This window comes from Pseudomonas qingdaonensis (assembly GCF_018398475.1).
GTDB lineage: Bacteria > Pseudomonadota > Gammaproteobacteria > Pseudomonadales > Pseudomonadaceae > Aquipseudomonas > Aquipseudomonas palmensis.
Genome location: NZ_CP074676.1, coordinates 5,106,192 through 5,129,054 on the forward strand (window position 1 = coordinate 5,106,192; position 22,863 = coordinate 5,129,054).

24 protein-coding genes and 1 pseudogene are annotated in these 22,863 nt (G+C 65.1%); 12 read left to right on the forward strand and 13 right to left on the reverse strand.

Annotated elements, in window-relative coordinates:
* Positions 1 to 12 precede the first annotated feature (12 nt).
* The 4 genes from KH389_RS23320 (at position 13) to KH389_RS23335 (ending at position 5,025) form a co-directional block, all read left to right on the forward strand.
* Positions 13 to 393 carry a RidA family protein gene (locus KH389_RS23320; protein ID WP_058540570.1) on the forward strand — a complete coding sequence of 127 codons (381 nt, stop codon included), beginning with the start codon at positions 13 to 15 and terminating at the stop codon, positions 391 to 393.
* Positions 394 to 489: 96 nt separating this feature from the next.
* A complete protein-coding gene (locus tag KH389_RS23325; RefSeq protein ID WP_043863850.1) occupies positions 490 to 1,545 on the forward strand; it encodes a YkvI family membrane protein in 1,056 nt (351 codons plus the stop codon).
* A 118-nt stretch (positions 1,546 to 1,663) separates the two neighbouring features.
* On the forward strand, positions 1,664 to 2,443 hold the full coding sequence (locus KH389_RS23330; protein WP_043863851.1) for a class I SAM-dependent methyltransferase: 780 nt from the start codon (positions 1,664 to 1,666) through the stop codon (positions 2,441 to 2,443).
* A gap of 290 nt (positions 2,444 to 2,733) precedes the next feature.
* Positions 2,734 to 5,025, forward strand: a complete 2,292-nt coding sequence (locus KH389_RS23335) for an autotransporter family protein (RefSeq protein ID WP_213606343.1) — start codon at positions 2,734 to 2,736, stop codon at positions 5,023 to 5,025.
* 82 nt (positions 5,026 to 5,107) lie between these two features.
* On the opposite strand, the gene KH389_RS23340 is transcribed toward KH389_RS23335, so the two are convergent.
* The 3 genes and pseudogenes from KH389_RS23340 to KH389_RS23345 form a co-directional block, all read right to left on the reverse strand.
* Positions 5,108 to 5,449: a type II toxin-antitoxin system HicB family antitoxin gene (locus KH389_RS23340; protein ID WP_213606345.1), complete on the reverse strand. Its 342-nt coding sequence runs from the start codon at positions 5,447 to 5,449 to the stop codon at positions 5,108 to 5,110.
* Positions 5,449 to 5,595: pseudogene (locus KH389_RS27430) on the reverse strand (type II toxin-antitoxin system HicA family toxin); the annotation flags it as partial. The pseudogene KH389_RS27430 and the gene KH389_RS23340, both read right to left, overlap by 1 nt.
* A gap of 171 nt (positions 5,596 to 5,766) precedes the next feature.
* On the reverse strand, positions 5,767 to 6,777 hold the full coding sequence (locus KH389_RS23345) for a zinc-dependent alcohol dehydrogenase family protein (RefSeq protein ID WP_213606347.1): 1,011 nt from the start codon (positions 6,775 to 6,777) through the stop codon (positions 5,767 to 5,769).
* A gap of 141 nt (positions 6,778 to 6,918) precedes the next feature.
* On the opposite strand from KH389_RS23345, the gene KH389_RS23350 reads away from it, so the two are divergent.
* The 3 genes from KH389_RS23350 (at position 6,919) to KH389_RS23360 (ending at position 10,945) form a co-directional block, all read left to right on the forward strand.
* The gene (locus tag KH389_RS23350; protein ID WP_043863856.1) at positions 6,919 to 7,419 is read left to right on the forward strand and encodes a sigma-70 family RNA polymerase sigma factor; all 501 of its coding nucleotides are present in this window, start codon (positions 6,919 to 6,921) and stop codon (positions 7,417 to 7,419) included.
* A gap of 1 nt (position 7,420) precedes the next feature.
* Positions 7,421 to 8,368, forward strand: a complete 948-nt coding sequence (locus tag KH389_RS23355; RefSeq protein WP_213606349.1) for a FecR domain-containing protein — start codon at positions 7,421 to 7,423, stop codon at positions 8,366 to 8,368.
* Between the two features lie 105 nt (positions 8,369 to 8,473).
* Positions 8,474 to 10,945 carry a TonB-dependent siderophore receptor gene (locus KH389_RS23360; RefSeq protein ID WP_213606351.1) on the forward strand — a complete coding sequence of 824 codons (2,472 nt, stop codon included), beginning with the start codon at positions 8,474 to 8,476 and terminating at the stop codon, positions 10,943 to 10,945.
* 66 nt (positions 10,946 to 11,011) lie between these two features.
* On the opposite strand, the gene KH389_RS23365 is transcribed toward KH389_RS23360, so the two are convergent.
* From KH389_RS23365 to KH389_RS23380, 4 genes are all read right to left on the reverse strand, one after another.
* The gene (locus KH389_RS23365) at positions 11,012 to 11,602 is read right to left on the reverse strand and encodes an HAD family hydrolase (RefSeq protein WP_054916361.1); all 591 of its coding nucleotides are present in this window, start codon (positions 11,600 to 11,602) and stop codon (positions 11,012 to 11,014) included.
* A complete protein-coding gene (gene tesB, locus KH389_RS23370; RefSeq protein ID WP_043863859.1) occupies positions 11,599 to 12,468 on the reverse strand; it encodes an acyl-CoA thioesterase II in 870 nt (289 codons plus the stop codon). Before tesB ends, KH389_RS23365 begins: the two co-directional genes overlap by 4 nt.
* Before the next feature lie 75 nt (positions 12,469 to 12,543).
* Positions 12,544 to 13,113, reverse strand: a complete 570-nt coding sequence (locus KH389_RS23375) for a GNAT family N-acetyltransferase (protein ID WP_043863860.1) — start codon at positions 13,111 to 13,113, stop codon at positions 12,544 to 12,546.
* Positions 13,114 to 13,127: 14 nt separating this feature from the next.
* Positions 13,128 to 13,445, reverse strand: a complete 318-nt coding sequence (locus tag KH389_RS23380; RefSeq protein WP_213606353.1) for a TonB-dependent receptor domain-containing protein — start codon at positions 13,443 to 13,445, stop codon at positions 13,128 to 13,130.
* A gap of 105 nt (positions 13,446 to 13,550) precedes the next feature.
* Between KH389_RS23380 and pmrG the strand changes: the two genes are divergently transcribed.
* Positions 13,551 to 14,243, forward strand: coding sequence for a lipopolysaccharide core heptose(II)-phosphate phosphatase PmrG (pmrG, locus tag KH389_RS23385; protein WP_081315119.1), 693 nt, complete (start codon positions 13,551 to 13,553; stop codon positions 14,241 to 14,243).
* Positions 14,244 to 14,245: 2 nt separating this feature from the next.
* Positions 14,246 to 15,091 (forward strand): phosphatase PAP2 family protein, encoded by an 846-nt coding sequence (locus KH389_RS23390; RefSeq protein ID WP_213606355.1) that lies wholly within the window; start codon positions 14,246 to 14,248, stop codon positions 15,089 to 15,091.
* On the opposite strand, the gene KH389_RS23395 is transcribed toward KH389_RS23390, so the two are convergent.
* Complete coding sequence (locus KH389_RS23395; protein WP_213606357.1) at positions 15,057 to 15,482, reverse strand: EamA family transporter; 426 nt, start codon at positions 15,480 to 15,482, stop codon at positions 15,057 to 15,059. The two genes, KH389_RS23390 and KH389_RS23395, sit on opposite strands and share 35 nt — an antisense overlap.
* A 98-nt stretch (positions 15,483 to 15,580) precedes the next feature.
* On the opposite strand from KH389_RS23395, the gene KH389_RS23400 reads away from it, so the two are divergent.
* Together KH389_RS23400 and KH389_RS23405 are read left to right on the forward strand one after the other, a co-directional pair.
* A complete protein-coding gene (locus tag KH389_RS23400; RefSeq protein ID WP_054916358.1) occupies positions 15,581 to 16,495 on the forward strand; it encodes a histone deacetylase family protein in 915 nt (304 codons plus the stop codon).
* Positions 16,496 to 16,646: 151 nt separating this feature from the next.
* Positions 16,647 to 17,882: a TIGR03862 family flavoprotein gene (locus KH389_RS23405; protein ID WP_054916357.1), complete on the forward strand. Its 1,236-nt coding sequence runs from the start codon at positions 16,647 to 16,649 to the stop codon at positions 17,880 to 17,882.
* An 81-nt stretch (positions 17,883 to 17,963) separates the two neighbouring features.
* On the opposite strand, the gene KH389_RS23410 is transcribed toward KH389_RS23405, so the two are convergent.
* The 3 genes from KH389_RS23410 to yedA form a co-directional block, all read right to left on the reverse strand.
* Positions 17,964 to 19,295 carry an RNA helicase RhlE1 gene (locus KH389_RS23410; protein WP_213606359.1) on the reverse strand — a complete coding sequence of 444 codons (1,332 nt, stop codon included), beginning with the start codon at positions 19,293 to 19,295 and terminating at the stop codon, positions 17,964 to 17,966.
* 66 nt (positions 19,296 to 19,361) lie between these two features.
* Complete coding sequence (locus KH389_RS23415; RefSeq protein WP_146094979.1) at positions 19,362 to 20,216, reverse strand: hypothetical protein; 855 nt, start codon at positions 20,214 to 20,216, stop codon at positions 19,362 to 19,364.
* Positions 20,213 to 21,145, reverse strand: coding sequence for a drug/metabolite exporter YedA (gene yedA / locus KH389_RS23420; RefSeq protein ID WP_058540581.1), 933 nt, complete (start codon positions 21,143 to 21,145; stop codon positions 20,213 to 20,215). The genes KH389_RS23415 and yedA overlap by 4 nt, the downstream gene beginning before the upstream one ends.
* A 152-nt stretch (positions 21,146 to 21,297) precedes the next feature.
* On the opposite strand from yedA, the gene KH389_RS23425 reads away from it, so the two are divergent.
* Positions 21,298 to 21,756 carry an Lrp/AsnC family transcriptional regulator gene (locus KH389_RS23425; RefSeq protein ID WP_043863869.1) on the forward strand — a complete coding sequence of 153 codons (459 nt, stop codon included), beginning with the start codon at positions 21,298 to 21,300 and terminating at the stop codon, positions 21,754 to 21,756.
* Here the strand turns inward: KH389_RS23425 and KH389_RS23430 are convergent.
* Positions 21,753 to 22,358 (reverse strand): 3'-5' exonuclease, encoded by a 606-nt coding sequence (locus KH389_RS23430; RefSeq protein ID WP_043863870.1) that lies wholly within the window; start codon positions 22,356 to 22,358, stop codon positions 21,753 to 21,755. The two genes, KH389_RS23425 and KH389_RS23430, sit on opposite strands and share 4 nt — an antisense overlap.
* Positions 22,359 to 22,376: 18 nt before the next feature.
* Positions 22,377 to 22,856 carry a LabA-like NYN domain-containing protein gene (locus tag KH389_RS23435; RefSeq protein ID WP_043863871.1) on the reverse strand — a complete coding sequence of 160 codons (480 nt, stop codon included), beginning with the start codon at positions 22,854 to 22,856 and terminating at the stop codon, positions 22,377 to 22,379.
* Positions 22,857 to 22,863 lie beyond the last annotated feature (7 nt).

Sequence of the window (22,863 nt, forward strand, 5' to 3'; positions counted from 1 at the left end):
AGGTTCAATGCCATGTCCGAACAACTGCAGCGTTACCCCAGCCATCTGCCCTACCCGTTCTCCAAGGCCATCCGTGTCGGCGATTTCCTGTTTCTCTCGGGGCAGGTACCAATGGACCCACAGGGCAACGTGGTGCTCGGGGATATCCGCGAGCAAACCGAGGCGGTCATGAGCCGTATCGGCGAAACCCTGACCGAGTGCGGTGTGGGGTTCGATCAGGTGGTCAAGGCCACGGTCTGGCTGACCGACATGCAACATTTCGCCGGTTTCAACGAGGTGTACAAGCGCTACTTCGACAATGGTTTTCCGGTGCGCTCCACGGTCGGCGGCAGCCAGCTGGCACTGGGGGTCGACGTAGAGATCGAAGTCCAGGCCTGGGTCGGCGCCCGCTAGCACACCCTTGCCGCCTGCCACTGCGATGCCCCGGCATGGCCACGGAAAGTGGCCCGCCCCATAAGCCCTAACAACAATAATTCGAGGGAAATCGTCATGAAAGAGAGCCTGAAAATAGCCGGCGCGTTCGTCGGTGTGATTGTCGGCGCCGGGTTCGCTTCCGGTCGGGAACTGCTGCTGATGTTCGTCGATTTCGGCGTATGGGGATTGCTCGGGGCAGTGGTCAGCGCCTCACTGTTCATCTTTCTCGGCATGGCATTGGCAGGCATGGGCAGCCGCCTGCGGGCCAGCTCCCATAAAGACGTGGTGAACGCCCTGTGCGGACGCTACCTGGGCGCCTTCGTCGACCTGATGATCACCTTTTTCATGTTTGCGGTGACCGTGGTCATGCTGGCCGGTGGCGGTGCCCTGCTGGAGCAGCAGTTCGGCATCCCGGCCCTGTTCGGCAGCCTGGCGGTGACCGTGATCGTGGTCGCCATCGTGTGCCTGGATGTGCAGAAGGTGATTGGCATGATCGGCGCCGCCACCCCGCTGTTGATTCTCACGGCAGTAGCGGTGGCCCTGTATGGCGTGGCCACCCGAGGCCTGAGTTTCGGCGAGCTCGATCAACTGGCCAGCCAGCAGGACGCCGGCGCCAGCCATTGGCTGCTGGGGGCACTGTTGTACGTGTCCTACAACATCGTGGCCGGGGTGCCCTTTCTGTCGATCATGGGCGGCACCGCAAAGACCGAGAAGCACGCCATCTGGGGTGGCATCTTCGGCGGCGCGTTGCTGGGGGTGCTGATGCTGGTGATGAGCCTGGGGCTGTTGTCGCGCCTGGACAGCGTGGCCGACCTGCCCATGCCCATGCTGTCCATCGCCACCGAGATTTCACCGGTGCTTGGCCTGGTGATGGCCGTGGTCATTTTCCTGATGATCCTCAACACCGCCGTTGGCACCCTGTACTCCTTTTCGGCGCGATTGCTGCCAGCGGGCACCCGCACGTTCCGCATCGGCTCGGCGGCCGCCGGCGCCCTGGCGTTCGTTGGCAGCCTGGTCGGGTTCGTCAGCCTGGTGGGTCAGGTCTACCCGCTGTTCGGCTACCTCGGCTTCCTGCTGATTGGCGCGGTCGTGCTTGGCTGGCTACGCGTCGGCCGCCTGGCCCAGGCTTGAGCAATGCACAGTGACGCGCTGATCGGGCGCGTCACAAATTGCATCGAACCTGCCCTCTCGAAATCGATTGCCAGGCCGATATGCTTGGCAACCGAACTAGCAGCAGAGCAGGTCACCGATGAAAGTCTGCACAACCTACCGTGAAACCTTCTATCACGTACTCAACGCGGTGTTTACCGCCTATGGCAAGCAGCCAGTGGTAGCGGAACTGGGAGTGCTGCGCGGCGAAAACGCGATGAAGCTCTACCAGGCCCTGACCCCGGAAAAGATGGTGCTGATCGACAGCTGGAGCCCTGCCTCCAATGACGACTACAGCCCATTCGACCAGTTGCCGCCATGGGTCGAGCCACCAGAGAAATACGCCTACTACTACGGCGGCCCGATGCATGAGCAGGCCACCTTCGACAACCTCTACCAGCAATGCCTGGACCGCTTCGCCGACAAGGACAACGTCACCGTCATCCGCGCCGACACCATCAGCGCCATCGACGCGATCCAACCGCGTACCGGCATCGAGACCTTCGACGTGGTGTACATCGATGCCAGCCACCAGTACGAATTCATCCTGCGTGACCTGATGTACTACCAGGAACTGGTCGGCCCGGATGGCTTCATCCTGCTCAACGACTGCTGCCACAGCCCCAACGGCACCAAGCAGAACCTGGGCGTGCTCGAAGCCTTGAGCAGCTTCATGAAGCGCTCCGACTTCATCCCGCTGGCCATGACCAACACCGACTGGTCGGACGTGATCCTGGTGCGCAAGAACTCGATCATGGTGCAACTGGTGGACATCGCCCTGACCAACTCCGACATTCCGTTCGTGGAGATTCCGCACCAGCTGATCTCTGCCGCCAAAGTCGTTTACGGCCAGCAGCGCATCAACATCAGCTTCGCCTGATTGCGGTTGCAAGACGTCCTGGCCTTCGCCAGGACGACACAGGTCGACCCCACACGATCGATTAAATTCCCGCCAATCTGCCTGTTTTCCCTACAGATGCAGGCTGATTCACATTTTTTTCGCGAAAAGCAGCCTAACCGGCTTTTGCTGCTGAATTGTCCTACAACCATCCTGTACAGTACCCAGCGCTTGATTCAGCACTCACTGACAAGCCGGCAGGGATGGCCGAAACAGACGCAGCATGCGCTGGTTGTCCCGCGTCGGTTTCCGACCCTGGAAGGGACACCCTCTTGAATACTGCATCGCTGCGCCGCTCACTGCTGGCGCTTTCCATTGCCGCTGCTACAGCCACGGCCAATGCCTCTCCCGCTATCGACTTGAATCACGACCTCAGCTCCGGTGGCTACAGCAATACCGGCGATACCTTCAGCAGCGCTACCTTCAGCGGCACATCGCAGAACGCCGGCGTCGAGCTGATCGATGTCACTGTGCTGGGCAACCTGACCAACAGCGGCGCGATCAACCTCAGCGCGGCGCGTGCCACCGATATTCCCTCGGCCATTTCCCTCACCCTCGATTCCAGCATCGGCGGCAACCTGGTCAACCAGGGCAGCATCAACGTGACCGGCGAAGGCGCCATGGGCCTGGACCTGTACCTGGCCAAGATTGCCGGTGATGTGATCAACAGCGGCAGCATTGCCGTGACGGGCCAGAACGCCAACGGCATGATGATCACCTCCACCCAGTCGAGCATCATCAACAGCGGCACCATCACCGCGCGTGGCGCCGACTCGGCCGGTATCGAAGTCGAGAATGCCGTCTTCAGCGGGTCCATCACGCCGCCCTACAAAAGCAACATCAACAACAACGGCACCATTTCGGCAGATGGCATCGGCATCCATCTGGTCAACCTGAGCGGCAGCAACCTCTTTTCCATCACCCAGACCGCCGGCCTGCTCGAAGGCGGCACTGCGGCGATTCTGGCCGAAGACAGCAACGCGCAGTCGTACTTCTACTGGTCCGGCGGCCAGGTAAAAGGTGATCTGCTGGGGCTGAGTGGCGTGCTGGTCAAAGGCGACGTGGCTTTCGACGGTTCGACCATCCGTGCCGGCTACGTGGACATCGACGGTGGCACCCTGACCCTGCTGGCACCGCACACCACGCTGGACGGCGATCTCGACCTCGACAGCGACACCGCACGCCTGCGTCTGCTGCTGGATAACACGACCCTGCCCGATTCACCGATTCTCAAGGTGACCGGCAACACCTACTTCTCCGCAGGTAGCCAGATCGAGCTGCAAGCCCGCTCCGACGACTTCCGCACCCCGGCCCAGGGCACCCGCTACACCCTGCTGAACTCCGGCACCTGGGAAGAGGCGCAGAACCTGTCGGTGGTCTCGTCCTCGGCGCTGCTCGAAGTGAAAAACTTCGGCATCGAGGGCCAGGATGTGAAGGCGCTGGTCGCAACCCGCAGCGATGAAGCGATCGAGCAGAACCTGCTCGGCGCCCGTGCTTCGCGCAATGCAGTCAATGCCATACAACCGTTCAAGAACACCGTGATGGGCCAGCTCAGCGAAAGCGATCCGGTATTCCAGGCCTTCGCCAACGCCAGCAGCGATGCGCAACTGGCCAGTCTCGCCGAAACCCTGACCCCGGATGTCAGCCGCGGCGTGATCAATGCCGCCACCAGCAGCCAGACCCTGGTCGGCAACGCCGTCACCCGCCGCTCCAGCAATGCCCGCAACGGCCTGTCGTCCGGTGAAGGCCTGTCGGGCACTGGCGTATGGGTACAGGCACTGTCCAGCGATGCCGATCAGGATCGTCGCCACGGTATCGACGGTTACGATGCCAACACCAACGGCATCGCCGTGGGCGCCGACGGCAAGCTCGACCCCGATACCACCGTGGGCCTGGCGTACAGCTACCTGACCAGCGACGTCAAATCCGACCGGGGCAACAAGACCGATGTCAGCGGCCATGCCCTGACCTTGTACGGCAACTGGACCCTCGACAACTACTTCGTCGACGCTTCGGTGATGTACGGCTGGAACGACAACGAGTCCAAACGCTACATCGCCGGCAGCCGCGCCAAGGCCGACTACGACAGCGAGATCTTCGGCGTCAACGCGCTGGCCGGCTACACCTTCCAGCTCGACCGCCAGGTAGTGCTCGAGCCGCAGATCGGCGCGCGCTACGCCAACGTCTCGATCGACTCGTACCGTGAAAAAGGCAGCTCGGCGGCGCTCAACGTCGGCAGCCAGCGTTACGAAATCGGCGAGATGGGCCTGGGCGCACGCCTGGCAGCCGCCTTCGACCTGGGCGTGGGCAGCCTGGAGCCGGAAGCCAAGCTGATGGCCTGGCATGACTTCATCGGCGACAAGGCCGGCACCACCTCCACCTTCGTGCTGGGTGGCACGCCATTCACCACCCGCGGCGCCACCCCGGCGCGCGACAGCTACGAGCTGGGCCTGGGCGCAACCTACCGCGTCGGTGCCTGGAGCGTGGGCGGGTCGTACAACTACCTGACCAGCAGCGGCTTCGATGCCGACACCTTTACCGCCAACGTGCGCTACGACTTCTGACCTCAACCGCCAGCCACGACAAAGCCCGCCAGAAGCGGGCTTTGTCGTGGCGCGTATTCAGGCGCGCTGCAAGCGTATCGTACTACTCATGGTGACTCAGGTAGGCGGTGAATGCCCGGCGCGTCAGGTCGTTGAGCGAAATACTCTGCCGGTTGGCAACCACGCTGGCGGCCAAATGCAGGTCATGGCCAACCCTCACATTGAATGAGCCTTTACATGGGGTTTCGGGAGCCTGATGCAATGTTGCACATGTGCGTAGATAGTCATCCACGGCCTCGCGAAATGCCGCGTCCAACTGTGCCACAGTCTCTCCTTCATAGCTCACCAGAGCCCGGATGAACTGCACCTTGCCGTATAGACAGTTGTCTTCTGGGCTGGCTTCAATGGAGCCGTGATACCCCCTGTAATGCAACAGTGTGCCCATCAAATCAACCCTCCGGCTTTCAAGTGTTCAATAACCTGGCATCTGATGTAAGCCTTCAGCTCGTTGCCGGGATGTGGCTTATGCAAGTTGATCATCGCCAGCGGATTCCCGTTATCGAACTTCACTCGGCTTCCGTTACCGTTGATCACTCAGGCGCGCCAGGAAACCCCAGATGAACCGCGGTGAACAGCAGCTCCACAGTGGTCAAGACACCTCTCATCCCAATTGAGGAAACTGCCTACCCGCCTTACCTGATTTCCTCGAGTCAGACACGACAAAGCCCGCCAGAAGCGGGCTTTGTCGTGTCGGGGCGTGCCTCAGATATCCAGCACGATCTTGCCGAAATGCTGGTTGGTTTCCTGATAGCGGAACGCATCGGCGATCTGCTCCAGGCCAAAGTGCTTGTCGATCACCGGGCGAAGGCCGTTGGCGTCGATGGCACGCACCATGGCCTGCTGCTGGGCACGGCTACCCACCAGTACCCCCTGCAGGCGCAACTGGCGCACCAGCGCCTGCACCAGCGGCAACTGCCCCGCCACGCCGGTGAGGATACCGATCAACGAGATGTGCCCGCCAATGCGCGCGGCAATCATCGATTGCTCCAGCGTGGCTGGGCCGCCCACCTCGATCACATGGTCCACACCACGATTGTGGGTCAGGCTGCGCACCTGCTCGCCCCAGGCCGGGGTGGTGCGGTAGTTGATCAGGTGGTCGGCGCCCAGGGCCTTGAGGCGTTCGAGCTTGGCGTCGCTGGACGAGGTGGCGATCACCGTGGCACCCGCCAGCTTGGCGAACTGCAAGGCGAAGATCGACACCCCGCCGGTGCCCTGCACCAGCACCGTGTCACCTGGCTTGAGTGCGTCGTCGGCCATCAGTGCACGCCAGGCGGTCAAGCCCGCAGTGGTCAGCGTGGCCGCTTCGGCGTGGCTCCAACCTTTGGGCGCATGGGTAAACGAAGTGGCACCGGCCGTCACCTGCTCGCGGGCATAGCCGTCGATGCCATCGCCCGGCACCGTGGCAAAGCCTTCGATCAGCGGCGCGCCATCCAGCCAGTCGGGGAAGAAGGTGCTGACCACCGCATCACCGACAGCGAACTCGCTGACCCCGGCGCCCACGGCCACCACTTCACCGGCACCATCGGCCATCGGAATGCGCGGCTCGGCAGGCCCCCACATGCCGCTGACCACGGCAAAGTCGTGGTAGTTGAGCGAGTTGGCACGCAGGCGCACGGTGATCTCGCCCGCCTGCGGCGCCGGCGCTTCGCACGTGCCCACCTGCACCTTGTCATATCCGCCGCCGGGTTGAACGTAAATGGCCTTGTGGCTCATGGGAAGCGCCTCGCTCGTGTCTGTAAAGGGTCAACCAGTCTTCGCCCGTGCCTGACGCAGGTCAAGCACCAGCACTTGCACAATCCGCCGGCAAACCACAATAATGCGACTAATTATCAATTACTCAGTATCCTCCGCGCCATGCCCGCACCCGATCACGCTGCCCTGCACGCGCTCTACAGCGAACACAACGGTTGGTTGAAAAGCTGGCTGCGCGCGCGCCTGGGCAACGCCAGCGATGCCGCAGACCTTGCCCAGGACACCTTCATCCGGGTGCTGACCGCACGCAATGCCCAGACCATTCGTGAACCGCGCAGCTACCTGGGCGCCATCGCCCATGCGCTGATGGTCGACAAGTTTCGCCGCAAGGCCCTGGAACAGGCCTACCTCGCCGAGCTGGCCACCCGCCCGGAGCGCGTCGTCGAGTCGCCAGAGACTCGCCTGCTGATTCTCGAAACCCTGGTGGCCGTCGATACCCTGCTCGACGGCATGGGCGAACGCACCCGGCAGATCTTCCTGGCGGTGCAGCTCGAGGGCCTGAGCTACGTGGCCACCGCCGAGCGCATGGGCGTGTCGGTGACCACGGTGAAAAAACACATGATTCGCGCCATGACCCACTGCCTGCTGCTGACGGACGACTGACATGGCCCAGCCCCTGGACTACTCAACCCTGGAGGCGGCGGCCAGCTGGTACGTCAAGCTCAATGCCGCGCAGCCCAGCGAGGCCCAGGTGCAGGCCTGGCGGGACTGGCTGGGCAAGAGCCAGGCCCATGCCCAGGCCTGGGCGCGGGTGGAAAAACTGCAGCGCCAGCTTGGCCGCCTGCCCGCCGACGTGGCCCTGCCGACCCTGGCCGGTGTACGCGCACGACGCCGCGCCGTGCTCAAGACCCTGGCCCTGCTGATGGGCGTGGGCATCACCGGCTGGGCCGTGCGCGAAAGCAACACGGGCCGCGAGCTGATGGCCGGGCTGCGTACCGGCAAGGGCCAGCGCCGCCACGTGACACTGGCCGATGGCAGTCAACTGGAACTCAACACCGACACCGCGCTGGATATCGAATTCGACGGCCAGCAGCGCCTGCTGCGCCTGTACAGCGGCGAAATCATGGTGCAAACCGCCGCCGACGCCGCAGGCCGACCCTTCCTGGTGCAAACCCCGGAAGGCCGCATCCGCGCCCTGGGCACCCGTTTCAGCGTGCACAGCGAGGGCGGCCTGAGCCGGGTCAGCGTACTGGAGCACGCCGTGGAGGTCCGCCCCGCCGATCAGCCCGGGCAAGTGCTGCGCCTGGACAGCGGGCAAAGCGTGAGCTTCGACGCGCATCAGCTCGGAGCGGTCGGTAGCGCGGCCCCCGGCACCGGTGCCTGGACCGACGGCATGCTGACCGTGATCGAGTGGCGCCTGGCCGACTTCATCAGGGAGCTGCGCCGCTACCGTCCCGGCCTGCTGCGCTGCGATGAGCGCATTGCCGACCTGCGCCTGTCCGGCGCCTTTCGCATCGACGATACCGACACCGTCCTGCAGAACCTGGGCACCTCGCTGCCGGTCAAGGTGCGCTACCTCACGCGGTACTGGGTGAGCGTCGAGCCGGTCTGAAAAAACATCGAAAAACGGGTTGCCGATTTTCATTCTCATTCGGCTACGCAGTTAAAGCGGAAAAAAAAGCCGCGACCCTGCCCAGCCAATCGAAGGAAAACCTGCATGTCCGCCCCTTGCCCGCGAGCGCCTCGCCCTCTGCTACGCGCCGTCCACCTGGCACTGTTCAGCCTGCCGCTGGCACCGTTGCCATTGCTGGCGGTGCTGCCGTCAAACGCCCTGGCACAAAGCGCAAGCACCCACTTCCAGATCGCCGCAGGCCCGCTGGGCACCGCGCTGAGCCTGTTCGCCACCCGCGCCAGCATCACCCTGTCGTTCGATGCGCGGCAAACCCAGGGCCTGCAATCGGCGGGCCTGCAGGGCAGCTACAGCATCGATGAAGGCCTGGCGCGACTGCTGGAGGGCAGCGGCCTGCAGGCCCAGCGCCAGTCCAATGGCGGCTACGTGCTGGTGCCAGCCGGCAACGGCGGCGCCGTCGAGCTGGGGGCCACGAGCATCGAAAGCAATACCCTTGGCGAGACCACCGAAAACACCGGCGCCTACACCACCGCCGCCACCCGCACCGCCACCAAGCTGCCGCTGTCGATCCGCGAAACCCCGCAATCGGTCACCGTGGTCACCCGCCAGCAGATGGATGACCAGGGCGCGCAGAGCATCACCGACGTGCTGCGCAACACCCCCGGCGTCTCCGCCCAGGCCTACGACAGCGACCGTACCGAATTCTCCAGCCGTGGCCTGGCCATCACCAACTTCCAGTACGACGGCGTCAACACCATCTACGACGGCGTGTACGATGAAGGCACCGCGCATGTCGACATGGCGATCTACGACCACGTCGAAGTGCTCAAGGGGGCCACCGGCCTGATGACCGGCTCCGGCGACCCTTCGGCCACCGTCAACCTGATCCGCAAGAAACCCACCGCGCAGTTCCAGGCCTCGCTGTCGGGCAGCGCCGGCAGTTGGGACGACTACCGTGGCGAAGGCGATGTTTCCGGCCCGTTGAACGACAGCGGCAGCGTGCGCGGGCGCTTCGTCGGCGCGCAGCAGGACAGGAAGGGCTACCAGGACCACTACCAGCAGAAGAAAGAGGTGTACTACGGCATCCTCGAAGTCGACGTCACCCCCGACACCCTGCTGAGCGTGGGTATCGACCAGCAGACCACCACCCCGCGCGGCACCTCCTGGACCGGCAACCCGGTGTACTTCGCCGATGGCGGACGCACCGACTTTTCGCGCCGGTTCAACCCGGGGGCCGACTGGAGCCGTCGCGACTTCCAGAACCGCACCTACTTCGCCTCGCTGGAGCAGGCGCTGGCCAACGACTGGAGCCTGAAGCTCAGCGTCAACCAGCTGCAGAGCGACCACGACACGCGCCTGGCCTCGGCCAGCGGCGGCAATCCCGACCGTGCCACGGGCGAAGGCATGTTCATGTTCTGGGGCCGCTGGGAAGGTCACCGGGTGCAGAACACCGCCGACATCAACCTGTCCGGCCCCTTCACCCTGCTGGGCCGCCAGCACGACCTGGTGATGGGTTTCAACGCGGCCAACTCGCGCCAGACCGGCGCCACCTGGGACACCAGCCTGGGCGGCACACCGGGTAACATCTACGAATGGAACGGCAAGATCGGCGTGCCGGACTTCCCGAAAAACGGCAAGTACGAGCAGACCAAGCGCCAGAACGGCGCGTACATCGCCACCCGCCTGCGCCCCACCGACGACCTGTCGCTGATCCTCGGCACCCGCGTCAGCACCTTCAAGTACAACGACAACTACGATTACGACGGCCTCAACCCGGTGTACTTCAGCGACAACCAGGCCGGCTACAAGCAGCATGGCGTGGTGACCCCGTATGCCGGCGTGGTGTATGACCTGGACGACACCTACTCGGTGTATGCCAGCTACACCTCGATCTACCAACCACAGACCTACAAGGACGCAAACCGCACCCCGCTGGATCCGGTGGAGGGCGACAGCTACGAGACAGGGCTGAAGGCGGCCTACTTCGAGGGGCGGCTCAATGCCAGCCTGGCGCTGTTCCGTATCGAGCAGGACAACGTGGCGGTGCAGACCGGCACCACCAACACCAACGAGGGGATCTACAAGGCCACCCGCGGCGCAACCACCGAGGGCGTGGAGCTGGAGATTGCCGGCGAACTGCAGGAGGGCTGGAACCTGTCGGCCGGCTATACCTATGCGCGTTCTCGCGACAAGGACCACCAGCGCATCTTCGGCTCGCCGATGAGCACTACCAAGCCTGAGCAACTGCTGCGGCTGTTCACCACCTACCGCCTGCCGGGGGCGCTGGACAAGGTCACGGTGGGTGGCGGGGTGAACTGGCAGAGCGCGTTCTACGGCCAGATCTACAGCCCTACGGTGAAGGATTACACCTTCATCAAGCAGGGTGGCTACACCCTGATCGACCTGATGGGCCGCTACCAGTACAACGACCACCTGAGCTTCACGCTCAACGCCAACAACGTGTTCGACAAGCGCTACCTGGCAGGGCTGGGCAACTTCGACACCACCTACTATGGCGAAGCGCGCAACCTGATGCTGACTACGCGCTGGGCGTTCTGATCGAAGGCCTGGGTTGATGATCCGGGCCTCTTCGCCGGCAAGGCCGGCGAAGAGGCCAGCACGGACCTACTCCAGCATCCCGTGCAACACCCCACAATCAGCCGCATGCCAATCCACCAGCTGCGGCCACGGGTTCTGCGGCACATTCACCAGCACCGTGCGCGCACCCGCCGCACGCCCGCAGTCCAGATCGAAGCGATAGTCACCGACCATCACCATCTGCGCCGGTGCCACGTCCCACGCCTGGGCCAGTTGCAGCAGCCCGCCCGGGTGCGGCTTGGGCGGAGCCTCGTCGCGGCCGATGATGTCCTGCACCGGGAAGCAGTCGGCCAGGCCGATCGCCTCCAGCGTCACATGCGCCAGCTCGCGCGCATTGCGCGTCAGGATCCCCAGCCGGCAGCCCCGCGCCGCCAGCTCGCGCACCAGCGCCACCGCCCCCGGCGCCGCCTGCGAGGCCACTGCCAGTTCGCGCTCGTGCTCCAGCAGCCAGGCATGCTTGGCCGCCGCCTCTGCCGCAGGCAGGGCCGCCAGATGGGTAAGAATGTCGTCCTGCGCCGGGATGTCCAGCGCCACGCGAATGGCCGCAAAGTCATGTACGGCAACGGTCAGGGTGCCGTCCATGTCGAACACCCAGTGACGAATCGAGCGCAGGCTCATGCCCAGTCCTTGCGATGGCGAATCAGGCCTTCCTGGCACGACGAGGCCACCAGCTGCCCGGCGCGATTGAAGATGCTGCCACGGGCAAAGCCGCGCGCATTGCCCGCCCACGGGCTGTCCATGGCGTACAGCAGCCAGTCATCGGCGCGCAGGTTGCCGTGAAACCACAGCGCATGGTCGAGGCTGGCCAGCTGCATGTCGCGGTGCCACACCGACTTGCCATGGGGCATCAGCGAAGTGGTCAGCAGGCCGAAGTCCGAGGCGTATGCCAGCATGTACTTGTGCAGCGCCTGGGAGTCGGGCAGGTTGCCGTCGGCACGAAACCACGCGTACTTCACCGGGTCGCCGGGCTTGGGGTTGAAGGGGTCCTTCTCGGTCACCGGGCGCACTTCGATGGGCTTGGCGCACAGCAGCTTGTCGCGAATATGCTCGGGCAACTGATCGGCCATGCGCTCGGCCAGTTCCACTTCCGACGGCAGGTTCTCGGGGCCGACCACCTGGGGCATCTGGCCCTGGTGCTCGAAGCCTTCCTCGTCGTACTGGAACGAGGCGCTGCAGGTGAAGATCGGCTGGCCCTTCTGGATCGCCGTCACCCGGCGGGTGCTGAAGCTGCCGCCGTCACGCACGCGGTCCACCGAATACACCACCGGCATCGACGCATCGCCCGGACGCAGAAAATAGCCGTGCAACGAATGCACGTGGCGCGCCTCTTCGACCGTCTGGCTGGCCGCCGACAGCGACTGGCCCAGTACCTGGCCCCCGTACAGCTGACGAAAGCCCAGGTCCTGGCTGCGTCCGCGGAACAGGTTTTCCTCGATCGCCTCCAGACTCAACAGGTCGACCAGATCGTCCAACACGTGGCTCATTCGAGATTCTCCAAAGCAAGGCCCAGGGCGCAAATAATACAGGGTTTGTCATTGGCGGCCTGTATGTTCTGCGATTCAGCCATGCAAGGTGGCCTGCCACTGGGCGCGGTTGATCCGATACAGCACGTGGGGGCGCAAGGGGTGGCCGGGCTCGAGGCGCGGGTGCTCGAAGTCGCCCAGCGGATCGGGCTGCATGCCGATGGCCTGCATCACCTTCTGCGACGGCAGATTGCCCTGTGTAGTGAACGACACCACTTCGTCCAGGCCCAGCTGGGCGAACGCACAACGCAGGCAGGTCCAGGCCGCCTCGCTGGCGAAGCCCTGGCCCCAGTGGCGCCGCGCCAGGCGCCAGCCGATCTCTACCGCCGGGGTGAACGGCGCATCGAAGCTCACATTGAGCAAGCCGGTCATGCCGATGAACGCCCCGCTGTCCTGGCGCTCCAGGGCCCACAGGCCGAACCCGTACTCGGCGAAATGGCCGCGAATGCGGCCAATCAGTGCGGCGCTTTCGACCCGGCTCAGCGGCGCCGGGAAGTACTGCATCACCAGTGGGTCGGCACACAGGGCGGCGAACTCGGCGAGGTCGTCGTCCTGCCACTGGCGCAGCCGCAGCCGCGCGCTCTCCAGTTCAAGTATCGGGGTCATTGCCTGCTCCGTGATCACTGCCTTGCAGTGTACAGCGTAGGCAGGCCCATGTAGTTGACGCCAGCCCCGACTGCCCTGCGTGCATCGATGTCGAAGGAGGTCCACAGGCTGAAGCTGTCGGGCGCGATGAACGTGGGCTGGTTGCCGTCGTTGACGCCGTTGCCACCGGCCTTCACCACTTCGGCATCCAGGTAGGTGTAGCCGGCCCACACTGCCCAGGCATCGGTGATGCGCCCGGTGGCGCCCAGCTCCAGGCCGGTGACACGCCGATCGCCGTCCAGTGCCACCAGGCCCGAGATTGGGCTTGTTACTTCATGGAATTGAAACTGCAACGTGCTGTTGCCCCTTGCCCCACAAGGCTTTCACATCGCCTTCACCGATTCACCACAGGCCGTTGCTTACCGTGCACACATTCTCGCGGTAGCCGGAGCGGCCCCATGTTGCACGATGCAGTACTCGACCAGACCTTGATCCCAGCCCGTCCGGGGCGACGACGACGCCTGCCTTCGGCGACGTTCCTGCTGGGCCTGTGCACCTTGCTTGCACTGGCCGTTTCAAGCCTGTGGCTGGTCAGAGGGTTGGCGATCGTGGACCTGGGTAGCGAAAGACAGATGCGCAACAGCGGTGTGTATGCCGACTGGGCCAAAGGTGAAGTCATCGTGCTGGTGCGGCATGCCGAGCGTTGCGACCGCTCGCGCAACCCGTGCCTGGATGATCCACAAGGTATCACCCAGGCGGGCAGCCAGGCTGCGGCGCAGGTGGGCGAAGGGCTGCAGCGCCTGGGCCTGGAGCATGCCGACATACTGGCCAGCCCCCTGACCCGCACCCAGCAAACCGCACACTTCATGTTCGGCAAGCTGGCGGCCAGTGAGGACTGGCTGCAGCAATGCAACAAGGGGTTCGCCGACAACGCCCTGGCGCGCAAGGCCGCCGAGCGCAACCTGGTGCTGGTGACCCACAGCGGCTGCATCGACCAGCTCGAACGCCAGTTGAACGTGCCCGGTGGCGAACGCTCCAGCGCCTACGCCGAAGCCGTATTCGTCTCGGTGGGCGCCAGCGGCAAACCGAGAATCCTCGGCCGCATGAACGCCCCCGAATGGCGCAAGCTGCTGGCCAGGGCGGAGCAATGAGCATGTCGCCACGCCAGTCGTTCTACCTCACCCACCTGGGCCTGCCCCTGCTGCTGGCACTGGTCGTGTTCGTGGCCTTCGACCTCACCGGCCTCGACCGCTGGTTCAGCCAGTTGTTCATCGACTCGGCCAGCGGCCAGTTCACCCTGCTGCACGACGCCTGGTTCGAGAAAGTGACCCACAAGTGGCCCCGCATCCTGCCCAACTGGACAGGCGAAGCCGCACTGATCGGCGCCCTGCTGTCCTTCGTGTGGCCGCTTTTCGCCCGCCATCCGCAGGCCGCCGCCACCCGGCTGCTGCAACGCAGCCGCATTGCCGGCGTACTGCGCTTCACCACCCGGCACCGGTGCGACCTGCTGTTCGTGGTGGTGGCATTCGCACTGTGCACCGCCATCATTCACTACCTCAAGAGCCACACCGGGGTGTACTGCCCGGTAGAGACCACATTCTACGGCGGTACCCATCCGCGCCTGGAGTGGTACCAACAGTTCGACCTGCTGCACAAGGCCGGTGACGGGCGCTGCTGGCCCGGCGGGCATGCCTCCAGCGGCTTCACCCTGATGGCGCTGTACTTCGTGGCCCGCCGCTGGCGCTGGGCGCACGCACGCAAGCTGCTGGGGTTCATCGTGCTGCTGGGCATGGTGTACGGCACCACCCGCGTGATGCAGGGCTGGCACTACATGTCGCACACCTTCTGGGCGGGGATCTTCGTCTGGCTGACCTGCCTGCCGACCGCGCTGTGCTTCTATGGCCGCACCGCGCTGCAGGCACCGCTGAAGGCACCGCTGGAGTTACCGGCAATACCTCTGCACGCTAACGCCATGCCAGCATCACTACGCCCAGAGTGATCAGGCTGATGCCGCCGCACTGGCGCAGGTCGAGCCGCTCGCCCAGCAGGGTAACGCCGAGCACCGCCACCAGCACCACGCTGAGTTTGTCCACAGGCGCTACCTGCGAGGCTTGCCCCAGCTGCAGCGCGCGGAAGTAGCAGATCCACGAGGCGCCGGTGGCCAGCCCCGACAGCAGCAGGAACAGGTAGCTGCGCGGCGAGATCGCCCCCAGTGACTGGTACTGGCCGGTGGCGAACAGAATCAGCGCCAGGCTCACCAGCACCACCACCGTGCGCAGCAGGGTGGCGAAGTCCGAATGGATGCCGGTCACGCCAACCTTGGCAAATATGGCGGTCAAGGCGGCGAATATCGCCGACAGAATCGCCCAGAACGTCCAGGAAGCCAGCATGGGTGCACCCCTGTCGAGAACCTGCGCGCAGTGTAGATCGCTGGCGCTGGCTGTACAGCAACTGGCAAGATCGAGGCCTGCCCCGGTTAGAAGCTGCCATGCCCCTGCCCCTGATCTACCACGACGACTACAGCCCGGAGTTTCCTGCCGGGCACCGCTTCCCGATGGACAAGTTCCGCCTGTTGCGCGACCACCTGGTCGACAGCGGCCTGACCACCGATGCGGCCTTGCTGCGCCCCGAGCTCTGCCCCAGCGACATCCTCGCCCTGGCCCACGAGCGGGGCTACATCGAGCGCTACATGAATGGCGACCTGAGCCGCGAAGACCAGCGTCGCCTGGGCCTGCCCTGGAGCGAAGCGCTGGCACGGCGCACCGTGCGCGCGGTCGGCGGCTCGCTGCTGGCCGCCGAACAGGCCCTGCAGCATGGCATCGCCTGCCACCTGGCCGGCGGCACGCACCACGCCCACTACGATCACCCGGCCGGCTTCTGCATCTTCAACGACCTGGCGGTGATCAGCCGCTACCTGCTCGAAGCCGGGCGCGTGCACCGGGTGCTGATCTTCGACTGCGACGTGCACCAGGGCGATGGCACCGCGCGCATCCTGCACGACACCCCGGACGCGATCACCGTGTCGCTGCACTGCGAACAGAACTTTCCGGCACGCAAGGCCCAGAGCGACTGGGACATCCCGTTGCCGCGCGGCATGGGCGACGCCGACTACCTGAAGGTGGTGCACGACGCGCTGAACTACCTGTTGCCGCTGTACCAGCCCGACCTGGTGCTGTACGACGCCGGCGTGGACGTGCACAAGGACGATGCGCTGGGCTACCTGCAACTGACCGACGCAGGCGTCGCTGCCCGCGACGAAGCCGTGCTGCGCCACTGCCTGGGGCGCGATATCCCGGTGGTTGGCCTGATCGGCGGCGGCTACAGCAAGGACCGCCACGCCCTGGCCCGACGCCACGGCATCCTGCACCACAGCGCACAACGGGTACTCGATTACCCACAATGACTGTGGAGCTGCCTGTGGATAACCTGAGCGCAAGCCCATCCGGCCCTTGTGGCACGGGGCCTGCACCGTACTGATCGTTTTTTGTACAGTGCCTGGGCGGGGCCGTGTCGGGTAGAATGCCCGCTCTTTTATCCCCAGCCTGCAGCCGCCCATGACCGATACTCCCCCAACCACCGCCCCCCACGTTGCCATTATCGGAGGCGGGCCGGCCGGGCTGATGGCCGCCGAGGTCCTCAGCCAGGCCGGTGTGCGGGTAGACCTGTACGACGCCATGCCCTCGGTGGGGCGCAAGTTCCTGCTGGCGGGCGTGGGCGGCATGAACATCACCCATTCCGAAGCCTACCCCGCGTTCATCTCGCGCTATGCAGAACGCGAACACGACATCGCGCGCCTGCTCGACGGCTTCGATGCAGACGCGCTGCGCGCATGGATCCACGGCCTGGGCATCGACACCTTCGTGGGGACATCCGGCCGGGTGTTTCCGCGCGACATGAAGGCCGCCCCGCTGCTGCGCGCCTGGCTCAAGCGCCTGCGCGATGCCGGGGTGGTTATCCACACCCGGCATCGCTGGCACGGCTGGGATGCCGACGGCGCCCTGCGGATCACTTGTCCACAGGGCGAGGTGAGCGTGCAGGCCGATGCCGTGGTGCTGGCGCTGGGCGGCGGCAGCTGGGCGCGGCTGGGCTCGGACGCTGCCTGGCTGCCCTGGCTGCAGGCGCGGGGTGTGGATATCTCGCCGTTGCAGGCAGCCAACAGCGGCTTCGAGGTAACGGGTTGGAGCGACGTGCTCAAGGGCAGGTTCGCCGGTGCACCGCTGAAGAACATCGCCCTGAGCCTGGCCGGCCAGGCGCCGCGCCTGGGCGAGTTCGTGCTGACCGAGGGCGGCGTCGAGGGCAGCCTGGTGTATGCCTGGTCGGCGCAGATTCGTGAAGCGATCAACCGCGAAGGTAGCGCGACGGTGCTGCTCGACCTGCTGCCGAACCGGCCTGTGGACAAGATCGAGGCGGCGTTGCGCAAACCCCGTGGTTCGCGCTCGATGGCCAGGCACCTGCACGGTCAGCTGGGCCTGGACGGGGTGAAGGCGGCGCTGCTGCGCGAGCTGACCGGGCCCGAGGTGTTTGCCGACCCGGCGCGCCTGGCGGCAGCGCTCAAGGCGTTGCCGATCACGCTGGTACGACCGCGCCCGCTGGACGAGGCGATCAGCAGCGCCGGCGGCGTGAAGTTCGAGGCGATGGATCGGCACCTGATGCTGACCCGGTTGCCGGGGGTGTTCTGTGCGGGCGAGATGCTCGACTGGGAGGCACCGACCGGCGGCTACCTGCTGACGGCGTGCTTTGCCAGTGGGCGAAGGGCGGGGTTGGGGGTGCTGGAGTGGCTGCGCCGGTGAGGCCGGCGCCTATAGGGTACGCACAGCCCTTGTAGGAGCCGGCCTTGCCGGCGAAAGGGCTGCAGCGCAGCCCGTGCCCAATCAAGGCTTGCGCTTGCGCGGCCCGGTATTGAACGTCGGCACCTTGCGCACCGGCTTGACCTGCGGCGCGGCTGCGGGGGTATCCCCGCTGTCGGTCCAGCGCCCCAGGCTGCCCTTGCCGCTGCCCTGCTTGGGCTTCTTCGGTTTCTTCGGCTTCTTCACCACCTGCCCGCTGGCGTCGGTTTCCGGCACCCGGTGCTCCGGCACGAAATCCGGCTCCTCATGGCGCGGCAAGGTCTTGCGCGTGAGCATCTCGATGGCCGACAGCATGTTCACCTCGTCGGCACACACCAGCGAAATGGCTTCGCCGGTATTGCCCGCACGCCCGGTACGCCCGATACGGTGAATGTAGTCCTCGGCCACGATCGGCAAATCGAAGTTGACCACCAGCGGCAAGTCGTCGATATCCAGCCCGCGCGCCGCCACATCGGTGGCCACCAGGATCTGGATCTCGCGCGCCTTGAAGCTGTCCAGCGCACGCTGGCGCGTGGCCTGGGGGCGATCGCCATGGATGCCGTCGGCGTTCACGCCCTGCGCCTGCAGGCGCTCCACCAGCGCATCCACACCGTTGCGGGTCTTGGCGAACACCAGCACCTGCTTCCAGCGCTGCTTGCGCAGCAGGTGCATGAACAGCTCGGGCTTGCGCTTCTTGTCCACAGGCACGACCCACTGCTTGACGCTGCTGGCCGCCACGTTACGCGGGCTGACCTCGACGCTGAGCGGGTCATCGAGCATCTGCCTGGCCATCAGGCGGATCTCGTCGGAGAAGGTTGCGGAAAACAGCAGCGTCTGGCGCGTGACCGGCAACGCCGCGTAGATCGAGCGCAGCTCTTCGGCAAAGCCCAGGTCGAGCATGCGGTCGGCCTCGTCGAGCACCAGCGCCTGCAACTGGTTGAACTTGACCGCGTTCTGGCGGAACAGGTCGAGCAGGCGCCCGGGCGTGGCCACCAGCAGGTCGATGCCCTTGCGCAGTTTCATCATCTGCGGGTTGATGCTCACCCCGCCGTACACCGCGTAGGTGCGCAGCGGCAGGTGTTCGGCGTACTCGACGATATTGGCGTGCACCTGTTCGGCCAGCTCGCGGGTCGGCACCAGCACCAGCGCTCGTACCGAGTTGCTGGCGACCTTCTCGCCTTCCATCACCAGGCGCTGCAGCAGTGGCAGGGCGAAGCCGGCAGTCTTGCCGGTGCCGGTCTGCGCCGCCGCCATCAGGTCGCGGCCGGCCAGCACGGCCGGGATGGCCGCCGCCTGCACCGGTGTCGGGGTGGTGTACTTGAGGTGCTCGAGCGCGCGCAGCAAGGGTTCAATCAGGCCAAGTTTGGCGAATGTCATGGCAATACCGTCTGGGGAATTCAGCAATGGCGCAAGTTTACCCTGTTCGCGCGGGTTCACCGAGCTTCAATCCACAGGCGGCAGGTACACGTACGTCAGGCGATCCAGGCCATTGCCGACAAACAGCGACAGCGGCCTGCCCAGCTGGCTGGCGCGCGAACGGCACAGGCCGTAGATCTCGTTCAGGCTCGAATCGCGCGCCGACATCGGCGTCCAGCTGTGCATGCCCAGCGACCCCAGTTCGAAGATCATGTGGTCGCGGTCCTTCTCGCGGCTGAAGCTGACGGCTACCTGGCCACGCGCTACCTGACTACGCAACCCGCCATCAGCGAACTCCAGGCGCACCGGCGTGCGCCTGAGCTTCTGGTCCGGGGTGCGCAGCGTCATCACGCCCTGACTGTAGTCGAGCACCTCGAAGGGCAGGTTGGCCCTGAGCCTCACCGGGACCCGGCAATCGACCTCGCCGCGCGCCGTGTTCTCGATCAGCGAGCGCATCGCTTCGCTGAGCGTAGGATGGCTCTTGATCGCGACATCGTTGGGGAAGGCCAACCGCAACGCGATCGGCTGGTCAGGTTGATCCGCGAGGGTCAGGGTGACGTTGCCGGTGACTGCCTGGCGCGCAGCCAGCACGGCGTCGACCGTCGCCTGCAGAGCCTCACGCCGCGCCGGGGTCAATACGTCGCCTGGCATGCGCAGGTTCACCACCCAAGGGGTCTCGTCATCGGCCCACATTTCCACTCGGGCCAGGTCGATCTGCTGTTCGGCCAGCAGGTTACGGACCGCTTCGGCGTAATACCGGTCTGCATGGCCGTGGGCGTAATTGTCGATAACCGATACCTGAAACTCCAGGCCGACTTCCTGTTCATCACAACCGGACAGCATCCCAACCAACAAGCCTGCCATGGCAATACGACGCTTCACTTGGACAACTCACCCCTCAAGGCGTCAGCCGGGGTGGCCACGCTGGCCGGCACCTTGCGCCATTGCGGAACGCCGATCAACACCACCGCGCCGATGATCACCGCCATCGCCACGCACTCCTCCACGCCGATCTGCTCGCCAGCGAACAGGATGCCCAGCAGCACCGCCACCGCCGGGTTGACGTAGGCATAGCTGGTGGCCGCCGCCGGGCGCACATGCTTGAGCAGGTACATGTAGGCACTGAAGGCCAGGATCGAACCGAAGAACACCAGGTAGAGCAACGCCCCCCAGCCGGCAGCGGTCGGCATCTGGGTCATGCGTTCACCGCTGAGCGCGCTGCCCAGCAGCAGCGCCGCGCCGCCCACCAGCATTTCGGCGGCACTGGCCATCGGCCCGGCCGGCAGCGGCAGGCTCTTGCTCCACACCGAACCGAAGGCCCAGGACGCTGCAGCAAACAGGATCAGCGCCGCGCCCAGCGGGCTGGCCTGCAGGTTGGAGCCCAGGTTGAGCAGGCCGATGCCGGCCAGGCCAAGGCCGATACCGGCCCATTCCAGACGCGTGTTGCGGTGCCCGAAAAATCGCCCGAACACCAGGGTGAACAGCGGCACGGTCGCCACCGCCAGGGCTGCGACCCCGGACGCCACGCCCGCATGTTCGGCCAGGGTCACGCCGCCGTTGCCGCAGCTGAGCAGCAATATGCCGATGGCCCCGGCGGCCTTCCATTGCGCCCAGCTGGGCGCCGGCACCCCGCGCCAGCGCAGAAAGCCATACAGCAGGCTGCCGGCAATCAGAAAGCGCACCCCGGCCATCAGCAGCGGTGGCCACGACTCGATACCGATGCGGATCACCAGATAGGTCGACCCCCACACCAGGTACAAGGCCAGGAAGGCACCGATCAGCACCAGCGGAAAGCGACGGGAGGCAGGCATGGGAGGCTCGAAATCAGGGTTTTGGAGCTGTAGTTTAGAAAGCCAAACGGGTAATTTTAAGTTACAAACCCTGTTTATACGGCCACCAGACTTTCGAAAAAACGGATGTTTGCCCGATTCGCCATCGTTTCAACACCTGGTACCCGCGCCCCATGGACAAGTACGATCGCATGCTCCTCGCCGCCTTGCTCGACAACGGCCGCGCCTCCTTCGCCGAACTGGCGCGCAAGGTCAACCTGTCGGCCCCGGCAGTGGCCGAGCGGGTGGCCAAGCTCGAGGCCAGCGGGGTCATCACCGGCTACCAGGCCAAGGTCGACATGAGCCGGATCGGCTTGCCGATCCAGTGCGTGATCGAGCTGCGCCTGGCCAGCCACGGCAACCAGCAGACCTATGAGGACCTGGCGCGTATCCCGCAGATCACCGAGTGCCACCGGGTCACCGGCGATCCGTGCGTGATCATGCAGGCGGCGGTCGGCTCGATGCCGGAACTCGAAGAGCTGATCAACCACGTGGCGCAGTTCGGGTTCAGCAAGACCTCGATCATCCTGTCCAGCGCGGTAGAGCGACGGGTGCCGCTCGGCCAGCTCGACAGCAACGGCAAGAAAGCCTAGCGGTAGCGCTTGAGGGTTTCGGCAACCTTGGCTGCCGGGACCTTCTGCAGGCTGCAGAACAGCGGGTGCGACACCTCGCTGATACCGTGGCGCTGGCGCAGTTCGCCGGCCAGGTGCTGGGCCAGGTTGGCGGCCATCTCGGCATCGGCCATGGCCCGGTGAGCGGTGCCGGTGTCGGGCAGCCCGGCCCAGCGCGTCAGGGTGCCGAGCTTGTGGTTCGGCGCAGCCGGCAGCAGGCGCCGCGAGAGCAGCATCGAACAGGCGAACGACTGCACCCGCGAGCGTCCGATCAGGCTCAGTTCGTAGTCCCAGAACTTCTGGTCGAACGAGGCGTTGTGCGCCAGCAAGGGCGTGCTGCCGACGAACTCGGCCACCTCGTTCATCACCTGCGCATTGGCCGGCGCACTGCGCAGCATGGCGGTAGTGATGCCGGTCAGCCCGGCGACAAAGGCCGGTACCGGCACGCCGGCATTCATCAGGCTCTGGTAGCGATCGACGATGCGCCCGCGTTCGAGCATCACCACCGCCACTTCGGTGGCGCGGCAGTAGGCACCCGGCGAGATGCCGGTGGTTTCAAAGTCGATGACCGCAATACGTTCCACAAAAACCTCGGGTAGCTCTCAGTGCTTGAGCAGGAGTGCGCCTTCGATGGGCACATAGCGGGTGGCGGCGCGAATCAGCGAGTTGGCGGTGAGCCCCGGTACGCCATAGGCCACCGCTTCGGCGCCATGACGGTTGATCACCCGTTCCAGCAGCAGGTCGAAATCGCCATCGCCGGAGGCCAGCACCACTTCGTCGACCCGCGAGGCGGCGTCGATCACGTCCAGGGTGATGCCCACGTCCCAGTCGCCCTTGGCCGAGCCGTCGCTGCGCTGGATATAGGGTTTGAGTTTGACCGTGAAACCGAGGTTGCGCAGGATCTGCTGAAACTGCTGCTGCTTGCTGTCGCCGCGGTCGATGGCATAGGCCACCGCCTCGACGATCTCGCCGTCCTGGCTGACGTGCGCCCAGAAGGCGGCGTAGTTGAAATGACAACCATAGGCCTGGCGCACGGTGTAGTAGAGGTTCTGGACATCGGCGAACACCGCAATCTTCTTCACCGCACTT

Coding starts and splice junctions, on each gene's coding strand:
- KH389_RS23350 (WP_043863856.1), top strand. CDS start 6,919: ATGCCCGCACCCGATCACGCTGCCCTGCACGCGCTCTACAGCGAACAC.
- KH389_RS23425 (WP_043863869.1), top strand. CDS start 21,298: ATGGACAAGTACGATCGCATGCTCCTCGCCGCCTTGCTCGACAACGGC.
- KH389_RS23325 (WP_043863850.1), top strand. CDS start 490: ATGAAAGAGAGCCTGAAAATAGCCGGCGCGTTCGTCGGTGTGATTGTC.
- KH389_RS23320 (WP_058540570.1), top strand. CDS start 13: ATGTCCGAACAACTGCAGCGTTACCCCAGCCATCTGCCCTACCCGTTC.
- tesB (WP_043863859.1), bottom strand. CDS start 12,468: ATGAGCCACGTGTTGGACGATCTGGTCGACCTGTTGAGTCTGGAGGCG.
- yedA (WP_058540581.1), bottom strand. CDS start 21,145: ATGCCTGCCTCCCGTCGCTTTCCGCTGGTGCTGATCGGTGCCTTCCTG.
- KH389_RS23355 (WP_213606349.1), top strand. CDS start 7,421: ATGGCCCAGCCCCTGGACTACTCAACCCTGGAGGCGGCGGCCAGCTGG.
- KH389_RS23365 (WP_054916361.1), bottom strand. CDS start 11,602: ATGAGCCTGCGCTCGATTCGTCACTGGGTGTTCGACATGGACGGCACC.
- pmrG (WP_081315119.1), top strand. CDS start 13,551: ATGTTGCACGATGCAGTACTCGACCAGACCTTGATCCCAGCCCGTCCG.
- KH389_RS23400 (WP_054916358.1), top strand. CDS start 15,581: ATGCCCCTGCCCCTGATCTACCACGACGACTACAGCCCGGAGTTTCCT.
- KH389_RS23330 (WP_043863851.1), top strand. CDS start 1,664: ATGAAAGTCTGCACAACCTACCGTGAAACCTTCTATCACGTACTCAAC.
- KH389_RS23405 (WP_054916357.1), top strand. CDS start 16,647: ATGACCGATACTCCCCCAACCACCGCCCCCCACGTTGCCATTATCGGA.
- KH389_RS23390 (WP_213606355.1), top strand. CDS start 14,246: ATGTCGCCACGCCAGTCGTTCTACCTCACCCACCTGGGCCTGCCCCTG.
- KH389_RS23345 (WP_213606347.1), bottom strand. CDS start 6,777: ATGAGCCACAAGGCCATTTACGTTCAACCCGGCGGCGGATATGACAAG.
- KH389_RS23340 (WP_213606345.1), bottom strand. CDS start 5,449: ATGGGCACACTGTTGCATTACAGGGGGTATCACGGCTCCATTGAAGCC.
- KH389_RS23395 (WP_213606357.1), bottom strand. CDS start 15,482: ATGCTGGCTTCCTGGACGTTCTGGGCGATTCTGTCGGCGATATTCGCC.
- KH389_RS23360 (WP_213606351.1), top strand. CDS start 8,474: ATGTCCGCCCCTTGCCCGCGAGCGCCTCGCCCTCTGCTACGCGCCGTC.
- KH389_RS23410 (WP_213606359.1), bottom strand. CDS start 19,295: ATGACATTCGCCAAACTTGGCCTGATTGAACCCTTGCTGCGCGCGCTC.
- KH389_RS23375 (WP_043863860.1), bottom strand. CDS start 13,113: ATGACCCCGATACTTGAACTGGAGAGCGCGCGGCTGCGGCTGCGCCAG.